The following is an 18,111-nucleotide window of genomic DNA, read 5'->3' on the forward strand; positions in this document are numbered from 1 at the left end:
GAATGTAGGAAAGAGGGCGTTTTTTCCTACAAAAAGAAATAAGTACTTTAAGACAATCAATTTAGGCTCAACCAAACAGACTACTAGTCTAATATCTACTCTACCAAAAGATGTTTTTTTGCCAATAGTTTTTTATCTTCCCCTAAAATTTTTAACATTTCCATTTTATTATGAGGATACTGCTATCAGCCATATACCCTTATGCTTTTTTACTGCTTTACCTCATTATTCCTTTTGATAACTACATAAGAGCACTTCCAAATATACTTATGGCAATTTTGGTGGTCGCTTTTCCTTTTATCATAAAAAAACAGGATTTTCGGAAATTGAAATCACTTCCCATTTTTATATTTTTTGGGCTTTTTGCATATCTCTGTATTGATTCATTCCTTGCAGGAAGATGGCAGGAAGATTATAAAATTATCAATAAAGTAATGATTGCTTTAGGGCTCGCAATTCTTTACATTCCTGTTGCTGATATAAAAAAAATAAACAGCGCCATCATTTTTTCGGCATTGGCGGCTATTATATTTTCAATTTATAATTTTGTTTTAATTACGGATGCTACAGGCAGTTTTGCTTTGGGTGAGTCACCTCAAGTGGTGGAGTCGCTGTTAATTGATAGACTCTATTTAGGTCTTCTTAGCACTTTTAGTATTTTGATCTCCTTTCAAGCTATTCAAAAAAAGTATCATCCCAACAACAACTATTATTTGGCAAATATATTAATCAATGCACTCTTCATAATTTTGATCGCCTCAAAAATTGCCGTTATTTCATTAGTTGTTTTACTGTTGATTCGTCAATTTTATGGCCAACGGAAAATTTGGAAAGTTGCAATTGCTGTATTCGCTGTAGCGGCTTTAGTAGGATTATTTTTTCTTATGAAAAATGAAAAAGGCAATCAACTTTACGAAACCAAAGTTTCAGATAATAATACTACTCCAAGGTTTATTGAAAATTCTATGACCTATGAGCTTAGAGCGGTGACATGGAAATGTGCTATAAATATTATAAATGATGAAGGTTTTAACTTAACTGGCATTGGTTTTGGCGAAACAAAGGATAAATTGGTTTCCTGTTATGAAAACAAAATATCCAACCCCAAGAAAAGAGAAAAATTTGTAAGCGAGCGATATAACACCCACAATCAGTTTTTGGATTTTTATATAAGCGCTGGATTTATTGCCCTCTTGCTATTTCTCCTTTTTATTATTGTTAGTTTTTTAACAACAAAAAAACAGTTTTTGCCCACAGCAATGATTACCCTTTTAATAATGTACAGTTTGGTTGAAAATGTATTCCAAAGACAGATTGGAGCATATTATATAGGCTTCATTTTGATCGTGCTTATTGCAAGCGCTCAAAACAAGGAAAACAACAGTATAAAAAACATATAAAAAGAATTGCAAATTGTACTTTTGCCCATTAATAACAATTAATATCCTTTTCAGTTTTTGAAAAGATAGAAGAAGATAAATGAAAATTTCAGTAATAGGAACAGGCTACGTAGGTCTCGTAACGGGAACTTGTCTGGCAGAAACAGGAAACGAAGTAGTTTGTGTTGATATAGACAAAGCTAAAGTCGAGAAAATGCGCAATGGAGTGGTACCAATTTATGAACCACATTTAGATGTTCTTTTTGAAAGAAATATTAAAGCAAATCGCCTAAAATTTACTACCTCTTTGGAAGAAGGTTTGGAGCATGGCGACATTATTTTCCTTGCCCTTCCAACCCCTGAGGATGAAGACGGCTCTGCAGACCTTTCATATGTTTTGAATGTCTCCGAAGAGATTGGTAGAAAAATTAAAGAATATAAAGTAATCGTTGATAAAAGTACCGTGCCAGTGGGTACGGCAGAAAAAGTGCATAACGTAATCGCCAAAAATGCTTCCTGTGAATTTGACGTTGTATCAAATCCAGAGTTCCTTCGAGAAGGCTTTGCAGTAGACGATTTTTTAAAGCCTGAACGCATCGTTGTTGGTTCCAGTAGTGAAAGGGCCACGGCAATGATGAAAAAGCTTTACGGACCTTTTGTACGCTCTGGAAACCCAATCATCGTAATGGATGAAAAGTCAGCTGAACTTACAAAGTATGCTGCAAACTCATTTTTGGCTACTAAAATCACTTTTATGAATGAGATCGCTAATTATTGCGAAAAAGTAGGTGCAGATGTAGACATGGTCCGCGCTGGAATGGGCACCGATAGCCGCATTGGCAAACGTTTCCTTTTCCCCGGAATTGGGTATGGAGGTTCTTGCTTTCCAAAAGACGTAAAAGCCCTTCAGAAAGCTGGAAAAGACAAAGATTACAATTTCAAAATCTTAAATTCGGTAATAGAAATCAATTCAGCTCAAAAAACAATATTGATACCCAAAATTGATAATTATTTCAACAATAATTTAAATGGGAAAACAATCGCTATTTGGGGATTGGCTTTTAAACCCGAAACGGACGACATTCGCGAAGCGCCATCAATAGACATGATGCAAGCACTGTTGGATAAAGGTGCGAAACTTCAGGTTTTTGATCCCGAAGCGATGCCAAATATTGAAAAACGTTTTGGCGATAAATTAAATTATTCAGAATCAATGTATGCAGCTCTTGAAGAAGCTGATGCCTTGTTAATATGCACAGAATGGAGCATTTTCCGCACTCCAGATTACAACAGATTGAAAAGTCTATTAAAGAATCCAGTTATTTTTGACGGGAGAAACCTGTACAACATTAACGATATGGAAACAGAAGGCTTTACCTATGTTTCTATTGGAAGAAAGTCAATAAATTTATGAAGAAGCGTGTTCTAATTACCGGTGCTGCTGGATTTTTAGGCTCGCACCTCTGTGATAAATTTATTGCTGAAGATTTCCACGTAATCGCAATGGACAATCTTATTACAGGCGATCTTAAAAATATTGAACATCTTTTTAAATTGGAGTCATTTGAATTTTATCACCACGACATAACTAAATTTGTGCACGTTCCAGGAAAGGTAGATTACATTCTTCAGTTTGCTTCGCCTGCAAGTCCGATTGATTATTTAAAAATACCCATTCAAACGCTAAAAGTTGGATCTTTAGGCACACATAATCTTCTAGGTTTAGCAAAAGAGAAAAACGCCCGAATTTTGATTGCCTCTACTTCTGAAGTTTATGGAGATCCTTTGGTACATCCACAAACAGAGGAATATTTTGGAAATGTAAATACCATTGGACCTCGTGGAGTTTATGATGAAGCAAAACGCTTTCAGGAATCAATCACTATGGCCTATCACAGATTCCATGGTCTGGACACTCGCATTGCCCGCATTTTTAATACCTATGGACCAAGAATGCGATTGAATGATGGTCGCGTAATCCCCGCTTTTATTGGACAATCATTGCGCGGAGAGGATTTGACGGTTTTTGGCGATGGATCGCAAACGCGTTCATTCTGTTATGTTGATGACGAGGTTGAAGGACTCTACCGATTGCTAATGAGCGATTATCCATTACCAGTAAACATAGGTAACCCCGAGGAAATTACTATTCTTGATTTTGCAAATGAAATTATCAAGCTAACCGGAACTGAACAGAAAATTATTTTCAAACCATTGCCACAGGATGACCCTATGCAACGCGAACCGGATATTTCAAAAGCAAAGGAGATATTGGGGTGGGAACCAAAAATTTCTAGAGAAGAAGGAATGAAGAAAACCTTTGAGTATTTTAAAAATCTATCAAAAGAAGACCTATTTAAGAGTGAACACAAAGATTTTTCAAAGCATAATAAATAAAGAAAATGTTTAAGAGCGGAAGATATTCAGGATTTTTAAGGCCTATTTCTTATGGAATAGACCTTTTCTTTATCCATTTTTTCGCATTTGAATTTTTTGGAGGGCATTTTCCATATTTTAATTATATTGTTTTTCTTACTGTCGCCTGGCTATTGCTTTCATTACGTTCTGGTTTTTATGAAATCTATAGGTTTACCCATCTTGCAAAAATTATGTCCTTAATTGGAAAGCAAGGCATTGTTTTCATACTGATTGTTTTTTCCTTTTTTGGCTTTTATAATGAATTAACAACATCGGCTTCAATAATCTTCCAGTATATTTTTTTGGTATTGTTGAGTATAACCATTGTAAAGCTGGGAATCTATTTTCTGCTCAAAAAATACCGATTGCACCTAGGAGGGAATGTGCGGAAAGTTGTTATTATTGGACTTAACCAAAAAACAGATCAACTCCGCAAGTTTTTCACAAACAATCCAGTATATGGCTATAAACTTTACAGAACCTTTGACTTAAAAGGATCTGACAAAGTTTCCATTGAAGAATGCATGGACTATATTTTAAAGGAAGAGATAGATGAGGTCTATTCTTCTGTTGGTGAAATTGGTAATAGAGACCTTATAAAGTTGATTGATTTTGTAGACAATAATCTCAAAATTTTAAAATTCCTTCCTGATAATAAAGAAATTTATAGCAAAAAGCTGGATTTCACCTATTACGGAGTACTCCCCATTCTTTCAATGCGGAAAATTCCAATAGATGAACCTTTTAATAAATTTATAAAAAGGAGCTTTGATATAATACTTTCACTACTGATTATTGTAGGAATTTTATCTTGGTTGACTCCGTTACTTGGATTATTAATAAAATTAGAATCAAAAGGCCCTGTGTTCTTTAAACAAAAAAGAAATGGCTTGGACTATAAAGAGTTTTACTGCTATAAATTCCGAAGCATGATACCAAATCCAATGGCGCATCTTCATCAAATTTCAAAAGGAGATATACGAGTGACTAGGGTTGGAAGAATAATCCGAAAAACCAGTATAGATGAGCTACCACAGTTTATTAATGTACTTAAAGGAGATATGTCTGTAGTAGGGCCAAGACCACATATGGTTAGCCACACTCATATGTATGCAGAACGAATAGATAAATTTATGGTACGCCATTTCATAAAACCTGGAATTACTGGCCTAGCTCAAGTAAGTGGATATCGCGGAGAGGTAGAAGATGACAATCATATTATCAACAGAGTTAAATACGATATTTTTTATCTTGAAAACTGGAGCCTCTTTCTTGATATAAAAATTGTTTTCCAAACTGTTTATAACGCTCTTAGGGGAGAAGAAAAAGCCTATTAAACATTATTGATTGAAACCGTAAATGCTTCAAATTGCTTTTGGAAATCAAAAGCGGAAATGGAATTCTTTTGAACAACTTCTTTCGGAAAACTTTCTAATCCTGTCGTAGAAATTGTATTTATAAAATCTTGCAGAGCCTTAAAATCGTTTACAGGAACTACCCACCCCAACGATTCTTTTTCAACAATATCTCCGCCCTCACCACCTGCAAAATAAAGTACGGGAAGCCCCAAACGTGTATATTCAAATATTTTTGATGGTACAGATCCGTATATTCGTTTTATCAAAGGGATAAAGACAATATCATACTCCTGTAGTTCTTGGTGCAAAGTATCCCTCTCTAGTTCACCATAAAAGTGAATATTTTGTTTTTGAAAAACTTTTATTTTTTCCACTTCTGGACCCGCACCATAAATATGAAAACTCACATTCTCTGGAAATGTAAGCCGCTGGCAGATTTCGAAAATTCCTTGCGCAACTCCCAATAAACCTGCATATACTATTTTTATTTCTTTGGAAGATTTTTGAATTGTGATTGCAGGTGCTTCAAAGTTGGGAATATTTCGATATAAAAAGAAAGGTTTTTCTTTTTCAAAATTTGAAATATGCTGAAGAATCTCATTAGATTGACCCACAATCAAATCTGAATGCCGATAGCAGTAGCGTTCCATTTTCACCAAAAGTGAGTAATACCATCCCTTTTTTAAAATGCCCATCTCCAAACCCGCCAATGGCCATAAATCTGAAATATTTAAAATAATTTTCTTAGAAAATAAACGCCCCAAACAAACGGCTGTAAACCCAACAAATACAGGCGAATATTGAATAAATATCTTTTTCGAGGTTTTGGTAAAAATGAAGAAAAAAACCAAACTAATTGAAAAAGAAAACATAGACAGCAACCGAAAAAACTTATTGGCAGAATTGCTGGACCAAACCCACAATCGGGTTATTTTTCCAAAGGAAACGTTTTCAGCTAAATATATTTTTCTCTTATAATCTTTAAAAATTTTCCCCGTGGGATAATTGGGTAACGGACAAACAACCTTTACTTTAAATCCTGCATTTGCTAATCCTTCTGCTAAGCTGAACATGCGGTTGGATGCTGCACCTTTTTCAGGTGGAAAGTAGTTTGTTATTAGAAGGATTTCTTTTTGCACGTATCCAAAAATTAGGATTTAACCAAGGAAACAAACTGCTTCAATTTACCGCTTTCAGATCTGTCCAACTGCTCTTTTCTTTGGAATATAAAAGTTAATCCAGTCTCCAAGAATTGCTCAACTGTTTTTGTAATAAAGGTCCTCTTTTCTGCCGTCAATTCTTCCACACTCACATAATTTATTTCAAAAGTATCAATCTTTGTCTGTACCACTTTAAACTCTTTAATGTTTCCGCTCTCCTCCATTATTTTTTTCGTGATAACATAAAAAGTCATTCCTGCTGCTTTTTTTCCGCTTGGAAGAATTGCAAAATCATTCGTTCTGCCTGCCAGCTTTTTTAAAATAGGTTTTTTAAAGGTACTTTTTTCACTCAATGCACCATAATCCCCAATGTCATAACGTATAAATGGATGTGCTTTGTTATGTAGCGAAGTAATTATAATTCTACCCTCTTCTCCCAACGGAACTTCCCGATCCTCTTCATCCAAAATCTCAACAAATAGTGTTTTGGAATCAATTTCCCATTCGCCATTGGGGTTGGTAAAAGCAATTACCCCAGCTTCGGAGCAGCCGTATTCATTAACCACAGGAATACCCAAATGTTTTTCGAGCAAGATTTTATCATCTTCAAAAAGCATCTCGGAAGTTACAATACAGACTTTCAAAGTAGGACAAATAGCTTTTAAAACAATATTTTTTCCCTTTAAATATTTCGCAAAAAGTACAATGCTGCTGGTATATCCATTTATATAATCAAATGGCTTTGTTGAATAAACAGTAAGCATTTCGTCCAGTGCTTTTTCCGAAAGATCGTTTATTGAAAATCTGTGACGTTTTGCAAGAAAATCCTTCAACCGAACTGTTTTGTTTTCAATAATATCTAACGGAATTCCATAATAACGCGCCTGCAACGAACTATTGAAATCGATGCCGTACCACCCAAATCGCTCCATATGGTACGCCCAAGTAATGGCATGGCTAAATTTATCCTTCGCAAAACGTATTGGATTACCGCTGGAACCCGAAGTTTTGTTGATGTATACATTTTTTTCTGAAAATCCAGCTGACAGCCTTTTGCCCAAAGGAATTTGATAATCTTCCTTTTTCATTATAGGAAGCGATTCCCAGTCCACAAAATCCTCTTTCACTTTACTGCGATAAAAGGAATTGTTTTTTAAATGATAATTGACAATTTCAGATTTTTTTTGATTTAAAAATGCTTCATAATCCGCTTCTTTAATATTTGAAATTTGAAACAATTCCTCCTTTGCCCTTTTAATAGGGAAACGTTTCAGAAATAATGAAATATCGAAGAGTTTCAAAAGCTGATTTTTTTCTTTAAATGCAAAACAAAATTTCCCTTAAGTAAATTCGCTTTAAATAAATTAGCGGTTCAAGGTACAAACAATTATTTTTGACAACGAAACAAAACATTTCAATTATGAATATTCTAATCCTTGGTTCCGGCGGTCGCGAACATACATTTGCCTACAAAATCTCACAGAGCAAACGCTGTGATAATCTTTTTGTAGCACCCGGAAATGCAGGTACTGAACCCATTGCAACAAACATTGCTATTCAGCCCACTGATTTTGAAGCTGTGAAAAAATGTGTTTTAGAAAATAATATTGAAATGATCGTGGTAGGTCCCGAAGATCCTTTGGTACAAGGAATAGCTAATTATTTTGCCGAAACTCCGGAATTAAAAAATGTGATGCTCATAGGCCCATCAAAACGGGGTGCATTATTAGAAGGCAGCAAACAGCGCGCTAAGGAATTTATGATGCAGCACAACATTCCTACGGCAGCTTATGAAAGTTTTACAGCTGAATCTTTAGAAGCTGGAAAAATATTTTTAGAAAAACTGAATCCCCCGTATGTTTTAAAAGCTGACGGGCTGGCTGCCGGAAAAGGCGTTTTAATTTTAAACGATTTAAACGAAGCAAAACAGGAGCTTGAAAATATGCTTGCGCACAGTAAATTTGGCGAAGCAAGCTCTAAAGTAGTGATCGAGGAATTTTTGGATGGAATAGAATTGAGCGTTTTTGTGCTAACAGACGGCAAAAATTATAAGATACTTCCCACGGCAAAAGATTATAAACGCATAGGTGAGGGCGATACAGGATTGAATACTGGTGGAATGGGCGCTATCTCTCCAGTACCTTTTGCAGATGAGGCATTGATGAAAAAAATTGAAGACCGAATCGTTAAACCAACGGTCAATGGACTTGCTGAAGAAAAGATAGACTATAAAGGCTTCGTTTTTATCGGGTTGATAAAAGTGAATAATGAACCATATGTAATAGAATACAACGTTCGAATGGGCGATCCTGAAACAGAAGTTGTACTTCCTCGCATAAAAACAGATTTGGTAGATTTATTTGAAGCAACCTTTAAACAAACATTAAACAATATCACTATTGAAATTGATGAAAGAGCTGCAACTACGGTGATGCTCGTTTCTGGAGGCTATCCCGAAGATTACGAAAAAGGAAAAGAAATTTCAGGGTTGGAAAATGTAGAGGGTTCAATTATTTTTCACGCGGGAACAAAATCTGAAAATGGTAAAATACTTACTAATGGTGGGCGTGTCTTGGCTGTAACTTCTATGGATACTGATTTCAAAAAGGCACTAAAAAAATCCTATCAAAACATAGAAAAACTATCTTTTGACAGGATGCAGTATCGTAATGATATAGGTTTCGACCTTTAAGAAATTATGGTTTCTCGTCGTAAGTATAAGTGCTTTCTGTGTTTTCGTTGAAATCTTTTAACTTGATCATCCAATAAATAAATGCTGCAGAGCCAATAAGCAACAATATCCAGGAAATAATATTTGCGCCCCACCAAGTTTGATCTTGAAACAAACGAAGTGCATCGTAGGGAATAAAAAGAACATTTTCAAAAAGAGAAGCTATTCCTTCCCAAAAACCTATCCAAGTCATATCTTTAATCTTTAGAGTGCAAAAATATAAAATAACCCCGTATGCTAACAAGCTTTTTTGGAAAATCTAACCCAGTAAATTATTTAATTCTGGGAGCCTTTATAATTGTGGGTTATTTATTGGGTGCAATTTCGGGATCTTCAATTGTTATTACCCCAATTCTGTTCCTCGATCATGGATTTTTTATTGTGCTAAGTATATTGACTATGTTGCTGTTGGATTTTATTATTCGTAAAAACCATTTGACAAAAAACAATACTTTTGCAATTCTTTTTTTTAGTTGTTTTTTGGTAATGCTGCCGGTTATTTTTCTTCAACACAAAATACTTTTGGCAAATGCCTTTCTTTTACTTGCTTTAAGAAGAATAATGAGCCTTCGAAGTGATAAAAACTCTTCAAAAAAAATTCTTGATGCCGGTATTTGGATAACCGTGGCATCTCTTTTTTATTTTTGGAGTCTTTTGTTTTTCATTCCGCTATTTATCGCGATAATTCAAAAACCAAATACAAATTACAAGCAAATATTGATTCCGTTCACCGGTTTTGCGGCTGTTTTTATTATTTATACGGCATATCAACTATTAGCTAATGATTCGCTTTTTTGGTTTTCAAATTGGCGCGAAGCTATAAGCTTTGATTTTTCAAAGTACAATTCAGCTTCGGTTTTGGTGCCAATAACCGTAGTACTTGCATTTTATATTTGGGCGGGTGTGTATCGCGTTTTAAAGATTTCATTAATTCCATTAAAAGAAAGACCCAACTATCTTTTACTGTTGTATTTAAGTTTTACAGCATTATTTGTTGCCTTGGCAGGACCAGAAAAAACAGGTGGCGAGATACTTTTTGTTTTAGCGCCCATTGCTATTATAACCTCTAATTATATTGAAAATTTTGAAACCGAACGTTATGTTGAAAAGGATGTAGCGGAGTTTTGGTTTAAAGAAATTATGCTTTGGCTGGTGGTAATTCTACCTTTTGTGTTTCTATTTTTATGAGTGCGCTGAACCTTGAAAATATTGAAAAGGAATTAAAAAAAAGACACCAATATTCCTATAATTGGTTTCGTAAGCAAAATGATCAATGGGACCGCTACACGCAGTTTATTTATAAAACCTCTAATTGGGAAGTACTTATAAAAAAAATTGCAACAGTAGCCGAGACACAAGATATAGACAAACAACACATTTTTCAATACGCTGCTAATAGATGGTACAATTTCTGGAGCGCACAAGCTGTAGAACATATTTTTACTAATATTACCGGGATTGAATCTGTAGTAGAAATAAAAGATTCTGAAAAGGATTTTTATCTCTTCGGAATTCCTTTTGACCATAAAACGTCAGTCTTTCCGAAACAATTCAAAAAAACTTTTGAATATGCACAAAACCACAAAACCGAACTGATTGAATGGCTTTACCAAAACCAAAGTACCCAAAAGCGACATCATTTTAAAAATCGTCTTTTTATCGTGGTTTATGCTGAAAATGGCGAACATTGGAAATTGAAAGCTGAAATTTCATTGCTCAAAAAAGCAATTGAAAAATATGTTGCAGGTTTTAATCCCGAACAATTACATTCCTTTATTTTTGCCGAAGATCAAACAACTTTGAGCGATATTATCTGGGTTTCCAAATGAATTATATAGGCAGCAAACATAAACTCTCCAACTTCATTTTTGAAACAGTTACTGAAATCTGTGGAAAAGAACTTTCACAAAAAACATTTTGCGATCTTTTTGCAGGAACTGGAATTGTTGGTCGAAATTTCAAACCCTTTGTAAAACAAGTAATCGCAAATGATGTTGAATATTATAGCTATGCGCTCAACCGAAATTACATCGGCAATCATATTTCTTTTGAATATGATGATTTAATGAATGAATTGAATTCGCTCAACGGAAAAAAGGGATTCATTTTTCAGAATTATTCCGAATCTGGAAAAGCAGGTAGAAACTATTTCACTTCAGAAAATGGGGCGAAAATTGATGCCGTTCGAATTCAAATTGAAGAATGGAAAAAGTCTTCAAAAATAACCCAAGACGAATATTTCTTTCTTCTTGCTTCGTTGCTTGAAAGTGCAGATAAAGTTGCAAACACCGCTTCGGTATATGGTGCGTATTTAAAACATATAAAGACTTCCGCAGCTAAAAAAATCATCATTAAACCTGCAAATTTTCAGCAAACAGAAAGTGTCCATAAAGTTTTTCAGCAGAATAGCAACGAGCTGATAAAGAATATTGAAGGTGATATTTTATATTTAGATCCACCTTACAATGCGCGCCAATACGGCGCCAACTATCATTTGCTAAATACTATTGCAAAATATGATACCTTTGTACCAAGAGGCAAAACCGGCCTGCGCAATTACTACAAAAGCGATTGGTGCAGAACAGGAGAAGTCCTTAAAAGCTTTGAGGAATTGATTGAAAATGCACAATTTCCCTATATTTTCCTGAGTTATAACAACGAGGGATTGATGAGCCAAAAGGAAGTTGAAAAGGTAATGGAGCGCTTCGGAAAATATTCTTTGAAAACTAAAAAATACCAACGTTTTAAAGCGGACAAAACCGAAAATAGAAACCACAAAGCCTCAGAAACTTTTGAATATTTACACATTTTAGAAAAAAGATAAATTATGTTCAGCGACAAAGCCAACAAAATCTTCGCAGAAGTTATAGACAAATATCACGAACTGAATTCCGTGGATCAACCATTCAGTAATCCGTACGATAAAGACAGTCATTTAATTGAACATTTATTATATCGTAAATGCTGGATAGACACAGTGCAGTGGCATTATGAAGACATTATCCGCGATCCTAATATTGACCCTGTCGGGGCATTGAAACTGAAACGTCAAATAGATGCTTCCAACCAAGACCGCACAGATATGGTTGAGTATATTGATAGCTATTTCCTTGAAAAATTCAAGGATGTAAAAGTAAATGAAGGCGCTACCATAAACACCGAAAGCCCTGCTTGGGGAATTGACCGTCTTTCTATTTTAGCTTTGAAAGTGTATCATATGAACGAAGAAGCCAATCGTACCGATGCTTCCCAAGAGCACCAAATGGCCTGCAAAGCAAAACTGAATGTGCTATTGGAGCAGCGTGTAGATTTAAGCACCGCCATTAACCAATTATTGGAAGATATAGCTCACGGCAAAAAATATATGAAAGTCTATAAACAGATGAAGATGTATAATGACGATGAGTTGAACCCTGTACTTCGTGGGAAAAAATAAACCTTTTTTTAAACTAAACAGGTTTTAAAGACATCAATGCCTAAACCCACACACATACTTGTAATTCGCCTTTCCGCAATGGGCGATGTGGCAATGACGGTGCCCGTGCTTCAGGTTTTGACACAAACCTATCCTGAACTAAAAATAACGGTACTTTCACGTCCATTTTTTAAACCATTTTTTGAAGGAATTCCCAGCATTGCCTTTTTGGAAGCTGATGTTTATGGAGAACACAAACGTTTCGGATTGATAAAATTAGCAAATGAAGCGAAAGATTTAGGAATAGATGCCGTTGCAGACCTTCATAATGTGATTCGTTCCAAAATCATCACAAAATATCTGAAATTTAAAGGATTGGAAACTGCAACGATTGATAAAGGGAGAGCAGAAAAAAAAGAATTGATTTCTTCAAAAGGTAAAAACATTTCACAACTAAAAACCACACATCAGCGCTATGCAGATGTTTTTGGAAACCTTGGTTTTTCAATTGATCTCAAAAAATATATTGCTCCGTCAAAGAAAAGATTATCCCCTAAACTTAATGGACTTTTAGGAATAGAGCCGAAAAAACTTATCGGAATCGCTCCTTTTGCAGCCTATAAAAGCAAAATGTATCCTTTAAGTCTAATGGCCGAAGTAATCCGTGAGCTGGATAGAAAGGACAAATATAGAATCTTTCTTTTCGGTGGCGGAAAGAAGGAAATTGAACTACTCAAGAAACTTGAAAATCCATTTGCAAACGTGACCAACGTTGCAGGAAAACTAACTTTTGAAGAAGAACTTGCATTGATTTCAAATTTAGATTTAATGCTTTCAATGGACAGTGGCAATGGCCATCTAGCCTCAATGTATGGCGTGCCAGTGGTTACCCTTTGGGGGGTGACGCATCCATCTGCAGGTTTCATTCCATTCAATCAGCCCGAAAACAATCAATTGGTGGCTGATCGTGAGCAATATCCGTTAATTCCTACTTCTATTTACGGGAATAAATTTCCGAAAGGTTATGATGAAGCGATGAATACTATCACTCCTGAAACAGTGGTTCAAAAAGTGCAAGAATTGCTTTAAATTTCTTTGAGAAATTATTTAAACATCATCATAATCCACCACTACCGTTGGGGTTGTAGGATGTGCTTGGCATGTAAGTATTAAGCCTTCCGCAATTTCAGACTCTGTTAAAATTTGGTTTTTACGCATTTCAGCTTTGCCTTCTTTTAATCGTGCAATACAGGTACTACATATACCACCTTGGCAAGAATATGGCGGATCTAAACCTTGGTCTAAAGCTGCTTCAAGAATAGATTTGGTTTGCGGCATTACAAAAATTTCCACATCATCATCTAAAGTGATGGTAATATTTGTGTTCCCATCATGTTTTTCTACCAAAAGTCCTTTTTCCGCAGTAGAAAAAAGCTCGTGATGAATCTGTTTTGAATTGATACCGTTATGCTTCAATGTTGCGGAAACTTCGTCAATCATTTCTTCGGGCCCGCACAAATAGAAAGCTTCGTGTATGGTTTCGGCATATTTATTTTTCAGAAAAAAGTTCACGATAGAGCGGTCAATTCTTCCAAATTTAGCATTTTCGGCTTCTTTTCTGCTAAAAACAAATTCTGCATAAAACCTATTCGGAAACAGTTTTTGAAGTTCCAAAATTTCATTATAGAACATGGTTTCTTCAACATTTTGGTTGCCATAAACCAAGAGGAAAGTGCTGTGCGGCATTTCTTCTAAAGTGCTTTTTACCAAGGATAATACGGGTGTTATCCCGCTACCAGCTGCAAAAGCCGCATAGTTTTTTAAATTGGGCTCCAAAATAAATTTCCCCATCGGAGGCATTACTCGTAGTATATCGCCAACCTTCAAATCTTTATTTGCGTATTCTGAAAAAGCGCCTTTCTCCACTTTTTTTACGGCTACTTTTAGCAAACCGCTTTTTGGGGAAGAGCAGATGGAATAGGCACGACGTAAATCTTTTCCGTCATTTTGATGTTGGATGGTTATATATTGGCCTGCCTTAAAGGTGAAAAGTTTTTTTAAGTTTTCAGGAACTGAAAATGATATAGAAACTGAATTCGGGGTTTCTTTTTTTAGTTCGGAAACGGTAAGCGCATGAAATTCGCTCATAATCTTGAAATTTTTGTGCAAAAGTACGAAGGAAATCAAGGAAACAAAGCTTCAAAAGCTTTAAAGTACTGCAATTTTTTGGACGTTTCTTTAAGCAGATATTAAAAAGAAATGTATTTTTACCGCTCTTTAGTGATTCTACATACTAAAATAGAACCTTTTAAGTTACAATATTATATAAACTGAAACCATTTTGAAGGGCACATATAAAATTACATTATTCATTCTGGCTGTTGTTTTTTTGGCAGCTTGTTCACGCAAAAAAAATACTTTTTTAAACCGTAACATTCATGCGGTCACCACTGAATACAACACTTTGTACAATGGTGATATGGCTTTTACAAACGGGAAAGAGCAATTGGCTTATGGTTTTCGCGATAATTTTTGGGAAATACTTCCGGTAGAACGTATCGATATTGCCGAAGAAGAAACAAAATCACCCGGCGCATCTAAAAATGCCGATTTCAACCGAGCTGAAGAAAAAGCAGCAAAAGCAATCCAGAAACATTCCATGTATATAAACGGCAAGGAATACAACCCACAGATAGATGAAGCCTATATGTTGCTTGGGAAAGCACGTTATTATGACGGCCGTTTTATTCCTGCTCTAGATGCTTTCAACTTTATTTTGGACCGTTACCCATCAAGTAATAATATAAACGTTGCCAAGGTATGGAAGGCAAAAACCAACATTCGTTTAAAAAATGAAGAATATGCTATCGAGAACCTCAAAAAGATGTTTGAGTCGGCAGAATTAAATGAAGATGAAATTGCCGACGGTGCCGCAATGATGTCTCAGGCGTTCATTAATTTGGATTCATTACAGCCAGCGCTGGAATACATAAAAATGGCTACTGAGAATGTAAAGGACAAAGAATTGAAAGGAAGATATACTTTCATAAAAGGTCAACTTTACAACCGTTTGGGTGAAAAAGATAGCGCCAACATCGCTTTTGATCAGGTTATTGAAATGAACCGCAAAACCTCTCGGGCTTATATGATTAATGCCTATTTAGAAAAAGGAAAAAATTTCGATTACGAAAAAGGTGACCGTACTGCGTTTTTGGAACTGTTACAAGACCTTGAAAAAAATCGTGAAAACCGTCCTTTTCTTGATAAAATCTATAACCAGTTTGGAGACTATTACCGCAATAGCGACAGTACTGAAACAGCTGTTAAGTATTACAATAAATCTATAAAAGCCTTTAAACAAGACAGAATCCTTCAGTCCGTAAACTATCAAACACTTGCGGTAATAAATTTTGACAATGCGCAATACAAAACTGCTGGAGCCTATTATGACAGTACGTTAACTTATCTTGAAGAAAAAAGCCGCCAATGGCGCCGCGTTACAAAGAAGAGAGAAAATCTTGATGACGTTATAAAATACGAAGATATTGCCACAAAAAACGACAGTATTCTAAAATTAACAAAAATGAGCGAGTCTGAACAGCTTGCCTTTTTTACCGATTACACTTCAAAATTAAAAGAGCAAGCTATAAAAGATTCCTTGGAAGCTATTAAAATTGAACAGAAAATCGCGAATAAAGAATTCTTTCAAAAAGGAAAAGCAGCCTCAGGGCCAAACAAAGGCAGTACGTTCTATTTTTACAATACATCTACGGTAGCTTATGGAAAGGGAGAATTCCGAAAAATATGGGGCGACCGAAAGTTGGAGGATAATTGGAGACTTTCCAGCAAAAAATCATCTTTGGAAAACCTAGATGAAGTAGTTGCACAGCAAACACCCATCGCCGAGAATGAGCTTTACATGCCACAAACTTATATTAAAAGAATACCTACCGAACAGAAATTAATTGACAGTTTGGCGATGGACCGAAATTTTGCTTATTATCAACTAGGGTTGATTTATAAAGAAAAATTCAAGGAATACAATCTCGCGGCTAATAGACTTGAAAAACTTCTTACCTATAATCCTGAGGATCGATTAGTGGTTCCTGCCAAATATAATTTGGTGAAGATTTATGAAATTTTGGAAAATCCTTCCGAAGCAGACAAATACAGAAATGATGTATTAACAAACCATGCCGATACACGTTATGCGGAAATACTTCGCAACCCAAATTCACAGTTGCCCACAGATGAGTCTAGCCCAGAATTTAAGTACAAACAATTGTATAAAGAATTTGAAGCTGCAAAATATGCTGAGGTTATTCAAAAAAGCGATGAATATATGATGGTGTATAACGGCAATGATATCGTACCAAAGTTTGAATTATTGAAGGCCACTGCCATAGGCCGTCAGCAAGGTTTTGAAGCCTATAAAAAAGCGTTAAACTTTGTTTCACTGAACTATCCAAACAGCGACGAAGGAAAACAAGCACAGCAAATTTACAGCAACGTACTCCCGCTGCTTGCCATAAAAGATTTTGCGCCCGAAACCGAAACAGATAGCTGGAAATTGATTTATAAATTTACAAGTGAAGAAGGTGAAGCTGCACAAAAGCTAAAAGAACAATTGGATAAAGCTATCAAGGATTATAGATACACCAATATGTCAAGCTCTATTGATTATTACAATCCACAAACCAGATTAGTAATCGTTCACGGATTGAACACAAAGTTGGGTGCTCGTGGTTTTGGAGAAGTTTTAAAAGAGAACAAAGAGTTTAAAATAAAACGTCCTTTTTTCGAAATTTCATCTCCAAATTATAAAATTATTCAGATTCATAAAAATCTTAATGATTACCTTGATAAAAATGAAATTGACCAATAGTCTACTAATAAACCGAACAACAGAATAGTAACCTTTAAAACAAACTGCTATGTTTTCAGACAAAAAAGAGAAACGAATTGCCGCTGAACCAGGTTCTGCCCAAAACAGAATCAATGAAGGCACCAAGTTAAAAGGAGATGTATCGTCAACAGGTTTCTTTAGAATTGATGGCATTGTTGAAGGTAATGTAAAAACTCCCTCGAAAGTAGTTTTGGGAAAAACAGGAGTAATTATTGGAACTCTTACTTGTGAAAATGCTGATATTGAAGGCAAATTTGAAGGTACCCTTCAGGTTTCTGGAACACTTTCTTTAAGATCTACAGCAGTAATAGAAGGAGATGTAACAGTTGGAAAATTAGCAGTTGAGCCCGGTGCCACAATGAATGCCTCTTGCGTGATGCAGGACGGAAAAACAAAAAGCGCGGTTACCACAAACCAAACGCCTATAGAAAATTCTAAGACACACCCTTTTGATCGCCAACAACGCATTAAAAAAGCTACCGTTGATAGCGATCTAGACGATTAAACTTCTCTAAAATGGCCGATAAAAAAGATAATGGAATAAAAAGATGGGCCATTTTGTCTGGCATCGGTATACAGATGGGCGTTATTATTTATCTTTTTGTGAAATTGGGACAATGGCTAGATGGCAAATATTCTGAAGGCGGAAAAACATTTCTTATCATTTGTACGCTCGTGGGCGTTGCAGCGTCACTTTTTTTGGTAATAAAACAGACCAATAAACTCAACTCATAGATTTTTTTT

At 35.4% G+C, this 18,111-nt stretch carries 17 protein-coding genes; 13 read left to right on the top strand and 4 right to left on the bottom strand.

Annotation, left to right across the window (positions count from 1 at the left end; genetic code table 11):
- Nucleotides 1-170: 170 nt before the first annotated feature.
- From AEQU1_RS02515 to AEQU1_RS02530, 4 genes are all read left to right on the top strand, one after another.
- Complete coding sequence (locus tag AEQU1_RS02515) at nt 171-1,400, top strand: O-antigen ligase family protein (RefSeq protein ID WP_111878525.1); 1,230 nt, start codon at nt 171-173, stop codon at nt 1,398-1,400.
- A gap of 79 nt (nt 1,401-1,479) precedes the next feature.
- A complete protein-coding gene (locus tag AEQU1_RS02520) occupies nt 1,480-2,793 on the top strand; it encodes a UDP-glucose/GDP-mannose dehydrogenase family protein (RefSeq protein WP_111878527.1) in 1,314 nt (437 codons plus the stop codon).
- Complete coding sequence (locus tag AEQU1_RS02525; RefSeq protein WP_111878529.1) at nt 2,790-3,776, top strand: UDP-glucuronic acid decarboxylase family protein; 987 nt, start codon at nt 2,790-2,792, stop codon at nt 3,774-3,776. The genes AEQU1_RS02520 and AEQU1_RS02525 overlap by 4 nt, the downstream gene beginning before the upstream one ends.
- 5 nt (nt 3,777-3,781) lie before the next feature.
- Complete coding sequence (locus AEQU1_RS02530) at nt 3,782-5,134, top strand: exopolysaccharide biosynthesis polyprenyl glycosylphosphotransferase (RefSeq protein ID WP_111878530.1); 1,353 nt, start codon at nt 3,782-3,784, stop codon at nt 5,132-5,134.
- Here AEQU1_RS02530 and AEQU1_RS02535 read toward each other — a convergent pair.
- The gene (locus AEQU1_RS02535; RefSeq protein WP_111878532.1) at nt 5,131-6,294 is read right to left on the bottom strand and encodes a glycosyltransferase family 4 protein; all 1,164 of its coding nucleotides are present in this window, start codon (nt 6,292-6,294) and stop codon (nt 5,131-5,133) included. The two genes, AEQU1_RS02530 and AEQU1_RS02535, sit on opposite strands and share 4 nt — an antisense overlap.
- Nucleotides 6,295-6,305: 11 nt before the next feature.
- Nucleotides 6,306-7,616, bottom strand: a complete 1,311-nt coding sequence (locus AEQU1_RS02540) for a phenylacetate--CoA ligase family protein (RefSeq protein ID WP_111878534.1) — start codon at nt 7,614-7,616, stop codon at nt 6,306-6,308.
- 119 nt (nt 7,617-7,735) lie between these two features.
- On the opposite strand from AEQU1_RS02540, the gene purD reads away from it, so the two are divergent.
- A complete protein-coding gene (gene purD / locus AEQU1_RS02545) occupies nt 7,736-9,007 on the top strand; it encodes a phosphoribosylamine--glycine ligase (RefSeq protein WP_111878535.1) in 1,272 nt (423 codons plus the stop codon).
- A 4-nt stretch (nt 9,008-9,011) separates the two neighbouring features.
- Here the strand turns inward: purD and AEQU1_RS02550 are convergent, their stop codons facing one another.
- Nucleotides 9,012-9,239: a DUF6341 family protein gene (locus AEQU1_RS02550; RefSeq protein WP_111878537.1), complete on the bottom strand. Its 228-nt coding sequence runs from the start codon at nt 9,237-9,239 to the stop codon at nt 9,012-9,014.
- 41 nt (nt 9,240-9,280) lie between these two features.
- On the opposite strand from AEQU1_RS02550, the gene AEQU1_RS02555 reads away from it, so the two are divergent.
- The 5 genes from AEQU1_RS02555 to AEQU1_RS02575 are packed head-to-tail and all read left to right on the top strand — an operon-like array spanning nt 9,281 to nt 13,550.
- Nucleotides 9,281-10,234, top strand: coding sequence for a DUF6427 family protein (locus AEQU1_RS02555; protein ID WP_111878539.1), 954 nt, complete (start codon nt 9,281-9,283; stop codon nt 10,232-10,234).
- Complete coding sequence (locus AEQU1_RS02560) at nt 10,231-10,875, top strand: hypothetical protein (RefSeq protein ID WP_111878540.1); 645 nt, start codon at nt 10,231-10,233, stop codon at nt 10,873-10,875. Before AEQU1_RS02555 ends, AEQU1_RS02560 begins: the two co-directional genes overlap by 4 nt.
- Entirely contained in the window at nt 10,872-11,870 is a 999-nt protein-coding gene (locus tag AEQU1_RS02565) for a DNA adenine methylase (protein ID WP_111878542.1), read from the top strand. The genes AEQU1_RS02560 and AEQU1_RS02565 overlap by 4 nt, the downstream gene beginning before the upstream one ends.
- A gap of 3 nt (nt 11,871-11,873) precedes the next feature.
- On the top strand, nt 11,874-12,482 hold the full coding sequence (locus tag AEQU1_RS02570) for a DUF4254 domain-containing protein (RefSeq protein ID WP_111878544.1): 609 nt from the start codon (nt 11,874-11,876) through the stop codon (nt 12,480-12,482).
- A 36-nt stretch (nt 12,483-12,518) separates the two neighbouring features.
- The gene (locus AEQU1_RS02575) at nt 12,519-13,550 is read left to right on the top strand and encodes a glycosyltransferase family 9 protein (protein WP_111878546.1); all 1,032 of its coding nucleotides are present in this window, start codon (nt 12,519-12,521) and stop codon (nt 13,548-13,550) included.
- 18 nt (nt 13,551-13,568) lie between these two features.
- Here the strand turns inward: AEQU1_RS02575 and AEQU1_RS02580 are convergent, their stop codons facing one another.
- Nucleotides 13,569-14,609, bottom strand: coding sequence for a 2Fe-2S iron-sulfur cluster-binding protein (locus tag AEQU1_RS02580; protein WP_111878547.1), 1,041 nt, complete (start codon nt 14,607-14,609; stop codon nt 13,569-13,571).
- Nucleotides 14,610-14,802: 193 nt separating this feature from the next.
- Here AEQU1_RS02580 and AEQU1_RS02585 point away from each other — a divergent pair, with 193 nt between their 5' ends.
- Genes AEQU1_RS02585 through AEQU1_RS02595 form a run of 3 tightly spaced genes read left to right on the top strand, consistent with a single transcriptional unit; the run spans nt 14,803 to nt 18,102 of the window.
- Nucleotides 14,803-17,346 (top strand): hypothetical protein, encoded by a 2,544-nt coding sequence (locus tag AEQU1_RS02585; RefSeq protein WP_111878549.1) that lies wholly within the window; start codon nt 14,803-14,805, stop codon nt 17,344-17,346.
- Between the two features lie 49 nt (nt 17,347-17,395).
- Complete coding sequence (locus tag AEQU1_RS02590) at nt 17,396-17,872, top strand: polymer-forming cytoskeletal protein (RefSeq protein ID WP_111878550.1); 477 nt, start codon at nt 17,396-17,398, stop codon at nt 17,870-17,872.
- Between the two features lie 11 nt (nt 17,873-17,883).
- Nucleotides 17,884-18,102 (top strand): AtpZ/AtpI family protein, encoded by a 219-nt coding sequence (locus AEQU1_RS02595; RefSeq protein WP_111878552.1) that lies wholly within the window; start codon nt 17,884-17,886, stop codon nt 18,100-18,102.
- Nucleotides 18,103-18,111: the final 9 nt, after the last annotated feature.

Source organism: Aequorivita sp. CIP111184 (assembly GCF_900489465.1).
GTDB lineage: Bacteria > Bacteroidota > Bacteroidia > Flavobacteriales > Flavobacteriaceae > Aequorivita.

Coding starts and splice junctions, on each gene's coding strand:
- AEQU1_RS02515 (WP_111878525.1), top strand. CDS start 171: ATGAGGATACTGCTATCAGCCATATACCCTTATGCTTTTTTACTGCTT.
- AEQU1_RS02520 (WP_111878527.1), top strand. CDS start 1,480: ATGAAAATTTCAGTAATAGGAACAGGCTACGTAGGTCTCGTAACGGGA.
- AEQU1_RS02525 (WP_111878529.1), top strand. CDS start 2,790: ATGAAGAAGCGTGTTCTAATTACCGGTGCTGCTGGATTTTTAGGCTCG.
- AEQU1_RS02530 (WP_111878530.1), top strand. CDS start 3,782: ATGTTTAAGAGCGGAAGATATTCAGGATTTTTAAGGCCTATTTCTTAT.
- purD (WP_111878535.1), top strand. CDS start 7,736: ATGAATATTCTAATCCTTGGTTCCGGCGGTCGCGAACATACATTTGCC.
- AEQU1_RS02550 (WP_111878537.1), bottom strand. CDS start 9,239: ATGACTTGGATAGGTTTTTGGGAAGGAATAGCTTCTCTTTTTGAAAAT.
- AEQU1_RS02555 (WP_111878539.1), top strand. CDS start 9,281: ATGCTAACAAGCTTTTTTGGAAAATCTAACCCAGTAAATTATTTAATT.
- AEQU1_RS02560 (WP_111878540.1), top strand. CDS start 10,231: ATGAGTGCGCTGAACCTTGAAAATATTGAAAAGGAATTAAAAAAAAGA.
- AEQU1_RS02565 (WP_111878542.1), top strand. CDS start 10,872: ATGAATTATATAGGCAGCAAACATAAACTCTCCAACTTCATTTTTGAA.
- AEQU1_RS02570 (WP_111878544.1), top strand. CDS start 11,874: ATGTTCAGCGACAAAGCCAACAAAATCTTCGCAGAAGTTATAGACAAA.
- AEQU1_RS02575 (WP_111878546.1), top strand. CDS start 12,519: ATGCCTAAACCCACACACATACTTGTAATTCGCCTTTCCGCAATGGGC.
- AEQU1_RS02580 (WP_111878547.1), bottom strand. CDS start 14,609: ATGAGCGAATTTCATGCGCTTACCGTTTCCGAACTAAAAAAAGAAACC.
- AEQU1_RS02590 (WP_111878550.1), top strand. CDS start 17,396: ATGTTTTCAGACAAAAAAGAGAAACGAATTGCCGCTGAACCAGGTTCT.
- AEQU1_RS02595 (WP_111878552.1), top strand. CDS start 17,884: ATGGCCGATAAAAAAGATAATGGAATAAAAAGATGGGCCATTTTGTCT.